We start from the raw sequence: 12,714 nt of genomic DNA on the forward strand, positions 1-12,714 counted from the left end.
TCATTCCTCCGTTTCTATTTCATGAAAAACATTCACAAATTGGTTTAACTCTTCCTTAGTAGTTGTTAATGGAGGTAAAACTCTTAATACATTTGCACCTGCTGACAGTACTAAAATCCCTTTTTCTCGGAATCGATCAATCCATGGACCAACCGGCTCTGTAAGTTCGATTCCAACTAAAAAACCAAGCCCTTTTATTCCAATCACTTTATTAGAAGATTGCCGTAATTTCTCCAATTGTTTCCGGAACCAGTCACTTTTCTCTTTTACCTCTGCAAGAAATCCATCACTTAATATGCTTTCGATTGTTGCAATTCCAGCACTTGTCGCAAGTGGGTTACCACCAAAAGTACTTCCATGTGTTCCAGGGCTAAACGAAGCTGCAACAGATTCACTCGCAAGCATTGCACCGATAGGAATACCTGATCCTAGTCCTTTTGCTAAAGTTATTACGTCTGGTTTCACACCAAATTGTTCATAGGCAAATAATGTTCCCGTTCTTCCCATTCCAGTTTGTACTTCATCAACCATTAGGAGAATGTCGTTTTCTTTACAGATTTTTTCCAACTGTGTAAGCCATTCTTTATCAACTGGATTTACTCCACCTTCTCCTTGAATAACTTCTAGAAGAACTGCGGTTGTTTTCCCATCGCTAATTTCACTTAAAGACTCAAAATCGTTTAAAGCTAAATAACGAAATCCTACAGCAAGCGGCGTAAAACCTTGATGAATCTTTTCTTGCCCGGTAGCTGCCATCGTTGCTCCAGTACGTCCATGAAAGGATTGTTTAAACGTTACAATATCCGTACGTTCTGGATTACCTTGATCTTTCGCATATTTCTTAGCAATCTTAATTGCTGCTTCGTTCGCTTCCGCACCACTATTGCAAAAGAACACTTTTTCAAACACACTATTTTGAGTTAAAAGTTCGGCCAACTCTTCCTGATTCGGAATCTCATAAAGATTCGAACAATGCCATAGTAGATCAAGTTGTTCTTTTACTCTAGATTGTACTTGATCTGGAACATGCCCTAAATTACATGTTGCAATACCAGAAGTATAATCTAAATATTCATTTTCCTTATCATCCCAAACTTTACTCCCTTTTCCTTTTACAAGTTTTACTGGGAATCGATTGTATGTATTCATGATTGCTATATTTTTAACTGCTAGATTATTAGACATGTTGGACCTCTCCCATTACAATTTTTGTTCCAATGTTTTTCCCTTTCATATAATCTTTCAAGTCACTCGGAGATACCCCATTTATAATAACGGATTCATCTACCCCAGCCGATAATGCATCCATAGCGGAGTTTACTTTAGGAATCATTCCACCATAAATAACTCCGGAAGATATCATGGAATTAATCTCTCGTTTGGTTAGTTTAGAATGGACCACTTGTTTCCCATCAATCGTCTCCATAACCCCTGGAATATCGCTCACGAATATCAATTTGCCCCCTACGCTACTCGCAACAGCTGCAGCTGCCATATCCCCATTAATATTGTAGCGAATCCCTTCCTTGCCAATTCCAATTGGTGAGATAACTGGTATACCACCTTGCTCCATGATTAACTTAAGCCAATAATCATTAATTTTTTTCACCTTACCTACGAAACCTAATTTCCCCGAAGGATCAATAGGCTCTGCTTGTAAAAGAGAACCGTCGACACCACTAAGGCCAAAAGCTATCCCTTCCGCTTTTATCAACTTATTAACAATTCGTTTATTGATAGAACCGCTCATCACCATCTCAGCAATTTTTAGAACATCTTCAGTTGTTATACGTAATCCATCCACAAAAGAGCTTTCGACTTCCGCTTGCTTAAGTGCTTGATTAATTTCAGGTCCCCCACCATGAACGATAATCGGGTCACATATTTTCTTTTCTTTTAATTCAACAAGGCTTTTATAAAAGTCTTCAGGAAGTTTTTCTAAAACACTACCACCCATTTTTAACACAACAATACCCATTTTGTTCACCTCACGTACGATAAGAAGCATTAATTCTTACATAGTTATAGGTTAAATCACAGCCCCACGCTGTTGCTCCAAATTCTCCGTTTTGCAAATCGATATTAATCTTAACTACTTCATTTTGAAGATACTCACTTGCTTCTTTTTCCATAAATGAAACAACTGCCCCATCTTTCACTACATCGATATCCCCAATTGACACACCAATTTTGTTTGGCAAAATTGGTTGTTCACTATAGCCAACTGCGCAAATAATACGGCCCCAGTTTGGATCTGAACCATATACAGCTGTTTTTACAAGATTAGAAGAAATAACTGCTTTCGCCACCTGTTTCGCCACTATTTCGGTTGGTGCACCAAAAGTGTTAACCTCAATAAGTTTAGTTGCCCCTTCTCCATCCTTAGCTACTTTCTTCGCTAGTTCTTGACTAACAAATTGTAATGCTTCCACAAACTCTGCCCATTGTGGATGTTGTTCATTTAACATTTCATTTTCTTGCGTTCCATTAGCTAACACAAGGACCATATCGTTTGTACTTGAATCGCCATCTACCGTTATCATATTAAAGGAATAGTCGATTGTTTGGCGTAATGCGTTTTGCAGACTTACAGCGTCAACTACGGCATCTGTCGTCAAAAATCCTAGCATGGTAGCCATATTGGGATGAATCATTCCAGATCCCTTAGCCGCCCCACCAATTGTGATCATTTTTCCATCAATTTCGATTTCCGCTGCTACATGCTTTGTTTTTGTATCTGTTGTTAAAATTGCTTGCTCAAAGTTCTCTGCAGCTACATGATTTTCTTCTCCCATAGCGGCAATTCCTATACGAATCTTATCCATTGGCAATGTTTCACCAATAATACCAGTAGAAGCAACCGCAACTTGATCGACCTCAACCGTCATTTTTTCAGCTGCTAATCTTTGCATTTCTAAAGCATCTTGATACCCTTGTTCACCAGTAAAAGAATTCGCATTCCCAGAATTAACAATAATGGTTTGAATTTTATGGACCTTTTCTAAACTTTTCTTCGTGACCTGCAATGGCGCAGCTTGAAAAGCATTTAAGGTAAATACACCAGCCGCAACAGCCGGAACTTCTGAATGAATCCAACCAAAGTCTAGTTTTTTTCTACGAATTCCACAGTGTACCCCTCCTGCTATAAACCCTTTTGGACTTGTCACATGTCCATTTTCTAAGATATTCATTTTCTTTGGTTGTGTTGTGATCAACTTATTTCATCCTTTCCTTATGAGGTTGTTCCAAAAAGTCCGGTGAAATTGACACTTTTCATCCTCCTTTTTGAACACATATTTTTATGGAAAAATAGGGATATGATATAGTCCGTGCTTCTCATCCCAACCATTCATTAAATTTGCATTCTGAATTGCTTGCCCAGCTGCCCCTTTAACTAAATTGTCGATTGCGGATCCAATAATGAGTTGATTGGTTCGTTCATCAACATGTAAGCCAATATCACAGAAATTGCTTCCGTACACTTCTTTTGTTGAAGGAAATCCTCCTTCTTCTCTAATTCTTACAAAAGGATGCGTTTCATAGTAGGATTGGTATAAATCCATCACGTCTTGAGTGGATACTTGCTTATCTAACTTTCCATACATGGTACATAGTAATCCTCTTGTCATCGGGATTAAATGTGTTGTAAAGGTCGTAGCTATGTCTTCATTCGCAACTTGCGATAAATATAAATCGATTTCAGGAATGTGCTGATGTTTTCCAATTTTATAAGGGGTAACATTTTCATTCGTTTCAGAGTAATGCGTCATCTGAGATTGTTTTCTTCCCGCTCCAGATACTCCAGTTTTACCATCAATAACGATGGATTGATTATTCAATATCCCATGTTCTACTGCAGGTATTAAACCAAGCAATGCAGAAGTGGGAAAGCATCCAGGGTTAGAAATAACCTTTGCCTTTATAATCTCCTCTTTATAAATCTCGGACAATCCGTAAACTGCTTCATCTAATGTTTCCTGTGGTGCCGCTTCTCTACCATACCAGGTTAGATACGCTTCACGAGAATGTAGGCGTAAGTCCCCGGATAAATCAATGCATTGTACATTTGATTCTTGGAATTGTGGTACTAAATCTTTTGCAACCCCAGCAGGTGTAGCAAGAAAGACAATATCTATTTCATCTTTTAATCTATTAATATTTAATTCTTCCATTGGATCATCATAAAATTCTGTTAAATGCGGATAAACAGATGTAATTTGCTCTCCATATTGTGAATGTGAAATGATCTGTTTAATCTTCATATAACGATGGGACTGAAGTAATCGAATTAATTCAACCGCGCCATAACCCGTTCCACCAATGATTGCTACATTTTTCACCGAATGACTCCCTTTCATATTTTTCGAATTATTCATTATTATAGATTTTTCTATCCATTTATGCAAGTATATTTATGAAAAAAAATTAATATTTATGCATAAATATTTCTGAAAACCTCCATTTAATTGTATAAAAGATGTATAAAGAAGACTTCCATCAATGGGATTTTCCTTTATCCACCACCGATGGTTAAAGGATAAAAAATGGTTCTCCAGAAAACTGAAGAACCATTTTTTAATATACATATTTGTCTAAAAACCTAGTTAATGTATCTAAATATTTATCTCGTTCCAAGATAATGGATTCACCGTGATTAGCTCCATCCACAATCATAAGCTCTGCTTCACTTTTCGTGTTTTTCAACAATTCCTTAGTCATGGAGGTTGGAACAAATGTGTCACTTCCCCCATGTATATAAAGGATTGGTACCTCCGCTTTTTTTACTTGTTCCAGTGCGGAAGCCTCCTTAATGTTATATCCGGCTTTTATATTGGTGATGAGTCCAGTTGTTGGTAATATCGGAAATTCAGGTAATTTAAACATTCTATCCAATTGATATGCAAATAAATCATTTACACTTGTATATGGACTATCTGCTACAATTGCTTTAACATTATCCGGAAGCTCTTCTCCACTAGCCATTAATACTGTTGCGGCGCCCATGGAAAGACCATGTAACACAATCTCTGTATCATCCCCAAGTTCATCAACTACACGATTGACCCAGTCGATTAAGTCAAGACGATCATGCCAACCAAAGCCAATATAGTCGCCACCACTTTCTCCATGTCCTCGCATGTCTGCGGTAAACATATTGTAACCTAATTCCTCTACATAATGCTGACCAAACAAGCCCATATCACTAGCTCGTCCTAAATAGCCATGAGCAAAGACTACTGTTTTATTCGTTGGCTCTTTGGCAGGTAAAAAATATCCCTGAAGTGCAATTCCATCATAAGATTTCATTTTCCACTCTTTAAAGTCTTGAGCTTTTACCCAATCACGCCAATCCCCTTGTGTAAACTCTTCCATCGCTTGGGCGGAAACCTGCAAATCCTGATTACCATTTAAGAAATCTTTAACATTTCTTTCTATTGCTAAATCATATAAGTAATATCCGATCATGAAATTGATAATAATTGCTATAATAAATAACCCTACGACGATTCTTAAGATTATTTTTTTCATTTATTCGCTCCTCTACGCTAACTATTATTCTATTATACTCGAATAGTTAGTCATAGCGGAAGACGATATAAATGGTAGTTTATTACATCTTTACGTGGAGCTTATCCCCCATCACTTTCTTTGTCCCCCAGAAGTTTGAGGTGGGATAAATTTTAAAATAATACTCCAAGACTCCACTTTTTCATCAAATGTTTTGGTAAATCGACCTGGAATAGGGCTAGTGGAAGGCAATTTCTTAACATGGACATCCGGAAATTGAGTGAAATCAAAGTGCTTTTTGAATGTGTCAAAAGCTTTCGTCCCATTACATCCAATAAAACGAATAGTGGGATATCTCTCTAAAAGCCCAGCTATATCATTAGCCTCTGCATCTTTAATGGAAGAATCTAAACTTCCTTCCCGATAACAAGCTGCAATTGCATCCCATAATGCTATTCCATGTTTTTTCACAAAATCGATTCGGTCATCATAATTATCTATTTTATTTTCTTGAAATAAAGCAAAAAGAATTGGCCAAAAATGATTCCTAGGATTGCCATAATATTGCTGTTCTTCTAGTGATTTCACACTAGGCATGGAACCAAGGATTAAAACTCTTGGTTCATCTGGAAGTACTGGTGGAAAAGAAACTATTTTTTTATCCAATTCAATCACTCACTATCCGTATTTGCTTTTTAAAATTATTGGCTACTTTGTTTATGTTCTTCTTCCAAGGTCTCGTCCGCCTTCTTTCTTCTTTTCGGTAGTTTTTCCCGTATTAATGAAAAGAAACGCTTAAGCGGTGGTATCCCTTTCTTTATCCAATGCTCTTCCATCTTTTGAAACATCGGTTTCAGTTTCTCATTAATAAATGGAACGTGATATAACCTTGTGAGCAATTCGGTTATAACAAATATAAGCCAGCCGATTATATATACGTACCCAATCATTAATGTAATGGCTAGCCCATTTAAATCAAACACTTTCTCCAACATAAATTCATATCCATTACCCGTTTTTCTCTGTGCAGTATACACAAATGAAACTAATGGTATTAAAAGAGATAATATCATAGCAATTGCTGCCAACGCACTAAATCTCTGTTTGACCCAGTATACAATGCTTGCTACTAGGGTTATAGAAAAAATAATCATATAGATGACCAAAAATATTTGTGGCAAACTTTCCAATGACCTCACTCCTTATAAAGGATAAATGATAAATAATACGTGTTTGTTCATTTATATGAAATGAGGGTGTTCTTTTATGTTTTGTTTTCTTAGTGGATTATTCCATTTAAAAATTGAGATAATCGATGTTCAAATTCTTCCGTCGCCACTTCATATGCTTTTGTATGACCCGCACCAGGAACTATCCATAATTCCTTTTCTCCTCCCGCGGCTTCATAAAGCTCATGTGCCATTTCTGTTGGTACTAATTCATCCTCATCCCCATGAATGATAAATAGTGGTAGCTTATTATTTTTCACTTGATCTAAAGCAGATGCCTCCTCAAAGGTGAATCCAGATCTAACTTTAGTCATCATACTAGTAAAGTCCAAAAGCGGACGTGCTGGTAAATCATATAAATGCTTTAATTGATGGGCAAGCTCTTCTTTTACCGTTGTATATCCACTATCTGCAATAATACCTCTCACTTGTGGAGGCAATTCCTCACCACTTACCATTAATACAGTAGCCGCCCCCATGGAATTACCATGAAGGACTATGTCTTCTATATCATATTTTTCAATTAATACATCAACCCATCCAAGATAATCAATTCGATCATGCCATCCATAACCAACATAATCTCCTTCACTATTTCCATGCCCTCTTGCATCCGGAATTAGAATATCAAATCCCAGATCATAATAGAATTTAGCATAATCTCCCATTTTGTCACTATCCGATCTATAACCATGGGCAAGAATGACTGCTTTATTATTTTGTTTTTCATTCTTTAAATACCTAGCATATAATGTTAATCCATCAAAAGAAGTTTGGCTAACAGCTTCCAAATTTTGTTCTTTAAACCAATTCCTCGCGTCATCTAATGTAGAAGGTTCTTCCTCCTTTTTTACGACCTCAACAGTTTGTTCCTTTTTACCATCATACAACTCCACTTCCACTCCACGCTTTACAGCTTCCCCATAAAAATAATTAACAACGAAAAACAAAGATGCACTCAGGACAATAAAAAGGATTGCTAATACTTTAATAATCTTTCTTTTCAATTGTCTGCCCCCGATCCGTTTTCTTTTAAATTACCATAAAAACTTCTACTAAGCATTCGTCTAATTTCTAGGGTAACGGAATAAACTAGTAAAATCACCATGATAAAAGTCTATCACGGACATAAGAAACGGAATACTACCGTGGAAAGTCCGTGACAAAGGGGATCACGGACAAAGTTCCTGTTCTTCTTGCTTCAATCGTCCATGAGTGCTCTTCTCACGGACAAAGTTCCTGTTCTTCTTGCTTCAATTGTCCGTGAGCTCCTGTCACGGACAAAAGAAATAAAAACGCTCCTGGAATGTCCGTGACAAGGTTCATAGACAAAAAGAGTGACCCTAAAGAACCTTTATTAGAAAACTTATGCTGGAAACAAAAAAGGTATCCCTCTATTAGAGATACCTTTATAAAAACGAACTATGCTTCTTTTTCCTGCAACGATACCATTACTCGTTAAAATTTGTAAGCTTGCCGGTAAAACAGAGAATAATTCTGGAACAACAGTAACTCCAAGACCCATTCCCACTGGACACGCGATAATCATAGCACCTGTCGATAAATAAAAGCATGACCCTCTCTCTCCGAGATGTCATGCTGTGTCGTAATTCAACAAATCCTCATTATTCAACCACTACTTCTCCAACCATGCCCTCCTTCTCATGGTATCGGCATATCAATTCATACGTGCCGGTCTTTTCGGGCTTTATCGAGATTTTTTTCTCTTCTCCCGGTTGAAGCTCCACATCAATGGCTAGTCTTTTTACAGTAAAGGTATGTTCTTTCATTCCTTTATTCTGAAGCAGTAGAATTGTCGTTTCTTCATTTGGAAGCGTAATTACGTCCGGATTAAAGAAATCATCGTTCAATTCGACCACGACTTCATTATTTGCATTCTGAGCTTGAGTTTCTGCAACTCCATGTAGCGAGCCAAAACTAGAAAGAACCATGATCACCGCAAATACACAAACTAACCTTATTAACGGATTTTTAATAGACATTGGATAATACCTCCTTTCTGCCTGTTAGTTTCTTCAATTTACAGGAAAATATCAAAGAATATTAGAAGTGATATATTCGTCTATATCAGGTATGACTAATTCTAGATTTCATGATTTCACTTTTATTAAACGTTTCCTAAATAACTTTAAAAGGAGAAAGCCATTCTTACGGCTTTCTCCTTTTATGCTTCTACTAAATTATCATTCCTTAGTTCCCGCTTCTCAAATCGACTTTTCACAAGATAAGCCGCACCAATCATTCCTGCATCATTGTCCAATTGTGCGAGCTTCACTTCACAACATTCACTTACCCTAGGAAGGGCATACTTTTTGAATGCTGCTGTTATTTTAGCGAGCAGCGGCTCCCCTGCTTTAGAGAGTCCGCCACCAATTATAATCTGACTAGGATTGATCGTAACTGCCATATTTGCCATCGCCTTACCTAACATATCTGCCATCCGTTCAATAATCCTTTGACTCGCTTCATCTCCGGACGTTGCACAATCAAAAACATCTTTCGCTTCTAACATACCACGTTGGTTATAACGGGCAGCGAGTACACCGTGAGGAGCTTCTTTTATATGATCCATGGCCATGTGCACAATTCCCGTTGCCGAAGCTATTGTTTCCAAACATCCCATTCTTCCGCAATTACAGCGGTATTCGTTTGGCGCAACTAAAATGTGTCCAATTTCACCGGCAGTGCCATTCGTTCCGTTCGAAATCTCTCCATTTGCGATAATTCCGCCACCAACTCCAGTGCCAAGCGTAATAAATATAAGGTTTTCAGCAGAGTTGCCGCTCCCTTTCCAGTTCTCCGCTAATGCTGCTAAATTAGCATCATTTTCTATAAATACAGGTAAACTTGATAATCGGTGAAGTTCTTCTTTCAGATTGAAGTTTTTCCAACCAATATTTACAGCCTCTTCCACGATACCAGTTACTGGATGTATAAAGCCTGGAGCGCCCACACCTATTCCTATTATTTTATTTTCTATTTTGTATTTTGATAAGGTATCCGCTATCGATGCCCAAATATCTTTTACAATTGTCTTTCCTGCATTATCTTTGTTCGTTGGTATTTTCCACTTAACTAAAAATTCTCCCTTATGATTGATTAAGCCGATTTTTACAGTAGTGCCTCCAATATCTATGCCTATCATCAACTCATCCATTTAGACGTACTCCTTATCATGTAAGTTTAGCGGATTGCTTCCTTATGAGTAGGTTACTCCTGAATGATCAAACAACATCTTATTTTATCTGATACACTCGGGCTTCATACGGACGGAAAGTCATCGTATCCAGTGTTTCATGAGCCTCTTGCACCTGATAGTTGCTTAATCGCAATTCCGCCTGCTTCCCTAGTAAATTTTCAGGGAACTCGAAATCGGCAGTACCATCCAATAAGTTTGTTAAAATAACATACTGTTGCTCACCTAACGTACGCACGTAAGCATAAATTTGCTCATGTTCTTCTAAGATAAGTTCATAGCTACCGTATATGAGTGTCTCATTTCCACGGCGCAGCTCGATCAACTTCTTATAATAATGGTAGATGGAATCGGGATTCTCCAGTTCGGCTTCTACATTGATTTCCTTCACATTTGGATTTACTTTCATCCATGGTGTTCCCGTTGTAAATCCGCCGTTTTCCTTACTATTCCATTGCATCGGTGTTCGGGAGTTGTCCCGGCCGCTCTTCCAGATGATTTTCATCACCTCTTCATGACTTTTACCGGCTACCCGTTCTTCTTTATAAAGTGTTTTAATTGCAACATCATTATAATCATCAATGGAATCAAACTTGACGTTCGTCATTCCAATCTCTTGCCCTTGATAAATAAACGGTGTTCCTTGCATTAAAAAGTACATGGTTGCAAAGCTTTTTGCCGATTTTTCCCGCAAGTCCGTATCATTTCCCCATGTGGAAACAGAACGAGGCTGATCATGATTTTCTAAGAACAGAGCATTCCAGCCGATACCATCCAGACCTTTTTGCCATTTGCTGAGCGCTTTTTTAAGACCTTGCATATCGAGTCCGCCTGTTGCACTCTTGCCCCAAAGGTCCAAATGTTCAAATTGGAAAATCATATTGAAAAAGCCATTCTCCTCGCCGACCCATGCATCCGCTTGTTGAATTTTGACTCCGTTCGCTTCTCCGACGGTCATAATATCATATTTATCAAATGTTTCTTTTCTTAGTTCCTCCAGGAAAACTTCAATTCCAGGTCGGTTCATATGTCCCTCATACGAAGGAACATATTTTTGATTGTCGGGGTTCGGCATATCCGGAAAACCGGGAACTTTTTTAATATGTGAAATTGCATCGACTCGGAAACCATCGATTCCTTTGTCCAACCACCAATTCACCATTTTATACAAATCGTGGCGAACTTCCGGGTTTTCCCAGTTGAGGTCTGGTTGTTTACTGGCGAATACATGCATGTAATATTCCCCTGTCTTCTCATCGTATTCCCAGACGGACCCTCCAAAGATAGATTCCCAATTATTCGGGGCTTTGCCGTCTATCCCAGGATGCCAAATATAATAATCCCGGTATGGATTGTCCCTTGAAGAACGGGATTCAATGAACCATTCATGCTTATCCGATGTATGGTTAATGACGAGGTCCATAATCAATTTCATACCACGGGCATGTACCTCTTCCAGTAATTCATCAAAATCTTCCATCGTTCCGTATTCGGCTGAAATTCCCTGGTAATCGCTAATATCGTAACCATTATCAATGTTCGGAGATGGATAGATTGGGGAGATCCAAATGACATCAATCCCTAAATCCTGTAAATAATCCAATTTCGAGATGATACCTTGGATATCCCCGACGCCATCTCCATTTGAATCCATAAAACTTCGCGGATAAATTTGATAGGCTACCGCTTCCTTCCACCACTGGCTAGTCATACTTATTTCCTCCTTTAGCTGAACGGTTTGATATAGAACATCAGCTAATTCTTTTCCTGTAAAGCAAGATTATGCCCACCAGATATTAGCGGGGGCCTCTTCCATATTGATAGCTTTCAAGTTTCGAACTGCTGCGCGAAAGCCTTCATCAATAGACATGATTGGATCTTCATGTTCAATGCTCATGACATAATCATAGCCATACGTCCTTAATGCACTAACTATGTTAGACCATTCTTGGATACTATGACCGTACCCAACTGAACGGAAACTCCATGCACGCGTCTGGACATCTGCATATGGCTGCATGTCTGTCAGTCCATACATGTTTACATTATCTTGATCAATAAATGTGTCTTTCGCGTGGAAATGATGAATCGCATTTTCCTTACCTAATATTTTAATCGCTGCAACCGGGTCGATGCCTTGCCACCATAAATGACTTGGGTCCAGATTAGCACCAATTGCCTCGTTCGTTGCATCTCGCAGTTTCAGTAATGTATAAGGTGTATGAACGAGAAAGCCTGCATGAAGTTCCAATCCAACTTTCACCCCATGATCTTTTGCAAATTGAGCTTGCTCTTTCCAATAAGGAATCAATTTTTTCTCCCATTGCCAATTTAAAATATCAGTGTACTCGGTTGGCCATGGTGTCACAGGCCAGTTAGGGTATTTGGAATCTTCATGTGATCCTGGTGTACCGGAAAACGTGTTGACGACTGGTACATCCAGCATTTGCGCAAGTTTCACGGTTTTCACGAACATATCATGGGATTTTTTTGCATGTTCTTTATTTGGGGAAACCGGGTTATCATGGCAGCTGAATGCACTGATCGTTAAGCCCCTTGAATGGACTTTATCGATAAATTCCTTCCGTTTATCCTCATTAGCGAGTAATTCATCCACATCACAATGAGCAGTGCCAGGATTCCCACCAGTACCAATTTCAACTGCTTGCAATCCAGCTTCCTTTACATGATCCAACATTTGTTCAAAAGGTTTTTCATTAAATAATACTGTAAATACGCCTAATTTCATGGATACCGCCT

The 12,714-nt window shown here is 38.3% G+C and carries 12 protein-coding genes and 1 pseudogene; all 13 read right to left on the reverse strand.

What is annotated here, in order from left to right; translation table 11 throughout:
* The gene (locus ACFQ18_RS12000) at positions 1-1,185 is read right to left on the reverse strand and encodes an acetylornithine transaminase (RefSeq protein ID WP_047185243.1); all 1,185 of its coding nucleotides are present in this window, start codon (positions 1,183-1,185) and stop codon (positions 1-3) included.
* The gene (argB, locus tag ACFQ18_RS12005; protein ID WP_060667505.1) at positions 1,178-1,978 is read right to left on the reverse strand and encodes an acetylglutamate kinase; all 801 of its coding nucleotides are present in this window, start codon (positions 1,976-1,978) and stop codon (positions 1,178-1,180) included. The genes ACFQ18_RS12000 and argB overlap by 8 nt, the downstream gene beginning before the upstream one ends.
* 10 nt (positions 1,979-1,988) lie before the next feature.
* Positions 1,989-3,215, reverse strand: coding sequence for a bifunctional ornithine acetyltransferase/N-acetylglutamate synthase (argJ, locus tag ACFQ18_RS12010; RefSeq protein WP_204798405.1), 1,227 nt, complete (start codon positions 3,213-3,215; stop codon positions 1,989-1,991).
* Between the two features lie 84 nt (positions 3,216-3,299).
* Positions 3,300-4,340, reverse strand: a complete 1,041-nt coding sequence (gene argC / locus ACFQ18_RS12015; RefSeq protein WP_204798406.1) for an N-acetyl-gamma-glutamyl-phosphate reductase — start codon at positions 4,338-4,340, stop codon at positions 3,300-3,302.
* Between the two features lie 235 nt (positions 4,341-4,575).
* Positions 4,576-5,529, reverse strand: coding sequence for an alpha/beta hydrolase (locus ACFQ18_RS12020; RefSeq protein WP_204798407.1), 954 nt, complete (start codon positions 5,527-5,529; stop codon positions 4,576-4,578).
* Between the two features lie 111 nt (positions 5,530-5,640).
* A complete protein-coding gene (locus ACFQ18_RS12025; RefSeq protein WP_338113669.1) occupies positions 5,641-6,183 on the reverse strand; it encodes a DNA-deoxyinosine glycosylase in 543 nt (180 codons plus the stop codon).
* A gap of 26 nt (positions 6,184-6,209) precedes the next feature.
* Positions 6,210-6,698, reverse strand: a complete 489-nt coding sequence (locus tag ACFQ18_RS12030) for a hypothetical protein (RefSeq protein WP_047185237.1) — start codon at positions 6,696-6,698, stop codon at positions 6,210-6,212.
* 89 nt (positions 6,699-6,787) lie between these two features.
* Positions 6,788-7,744 carry an alpha/beta hydrolase gene (locus ACFQ18_RS12035; protein ID WP_047185236.1) on the reverse strand — a complete coding sequence of 319 codons (957 nt, stop codon included), beginning with the start codon at positions 7,742-7,744 and terminating at the stop codon, positions 6,788-6,790.
* 359 nt (positions 7,745-8,103) lie between these two features.
* Positions 8,104-8,289 (reverse strand): annotated as a pseudogene (locus tag ACFQ18_RS12040) (purine permease); the annotation flags it as partial.
* 73 nt (positions 8,290-8,362) lie between these two features.
* Entirely contained in the window at positions 8,363-8,740 is a 378-nt protein-coding gene (locus ACFQ18_RS12045; protein WP_204798408.1) for a cupredoxin domain-containing protein, read from the reverse strand.
* 182 nt (positions 8,741-8,922) lie between these two features.
* Positions 8,923-9,915 carry an ROK family glucokinase gene (locus ACFQ18_RS12050; RefSeq protein WP_047185233.1) on the reverse strand — a complete coding sequence of 331 codons (993 nt, stop codon included), beginning with the start codon at positions 9,913-9,915 and terminating at the stop codon, positions 8,923-8,925.
* 79 nt (positions 9,916-9,994) lie between these two features.
* The gene (locus tag ACFQ18_RS12055) at positions 9,995-11,665 is read right to left on the reverse strand and encodes a glycoside hydrolase family 13 protein (RefSeq protein WP_047185232.1); all 1,671 of its coding nucleotides are present in this window, start codon (positions 11,663-11,665) and stop codon (positions 9,995-9,997) included.
* A 69-nt stretch (positions 11,666-11,734) separates the two neighbouring features.
* Positions 11,735-12,703: a sugar phosphate isomerase/epimerase family protein gene (locus ACFQ18_RS12060; RefSeq protein ID WP_047185231.1), complete on the reverse strand. Its 969-nt coding sequence runs from the start codon at positions 12,701-12,703 to the stop codon at positions 11,735-11,737.
* Positions 12,704-12,714: the final 11 nt, after the last annotated feature.

Origin of the sequence: Oceanobacillus caeni (genome assembly GCF_042678465.1) — a bacterium.
Classification (GTDB): domain Bacteria; phylum Bacillota; class Bacilli; order Bacillales; family Amphibacillaceae; genus Oceanobacillus; species Oceanobacillus caeni.

Coding starts and splice junctions, on each gene's coding strand:
- ACFQ18_RS12000 (WP_047185243.1), bottom strand. CDS start 1,185: ATGTCTAATAATCTAGCAGTTAAAAATATAGCAATCATGAATACATAC.
- argB (WP_060667505.1), bottom strand. CDS start 1,978: ATGGGTATTGTTGTGTTAAAAATGGGTGGTAGTGTTTTAGAAAAACTT.
- ACFQ18_RS12020 (WP_204798407.1), bottom strand. CDS start 5,529: ATGAAAAAAATAATCTTAAGAATCGTCGTAGGGTTATTTATTATAGCA.
- ACFQ18_RS12045 (WP_204798408.1), bottom strand. CDS start 8,740: ATGTCTATTAAAAATCCGTTAATAAGGTTAGTTTGTGTATTTGCGGTG.
- ACFQ18_RS12050 (WP_047185233.1), bottom strand. CDS start 9,915: ATGGATGAGTTGATGATAGGCATAGATATTGGAGGCACTACTGTAAAA.
- ACFQ18_RS12055 (WP_047185232.1), bottom strand. CDS start 11,665: ATGACTAGCCAGTGGTGGAAGGAAGCGGTAGCCTATCAAATTTATCCG.
- ACFQ18_RS12060 (WP_047185231.1), bottom strand. CDS start 12,703: ATGAAATTAGGCGTATTTACAGTATTATTTAATGAAAAACCTTTTGAA.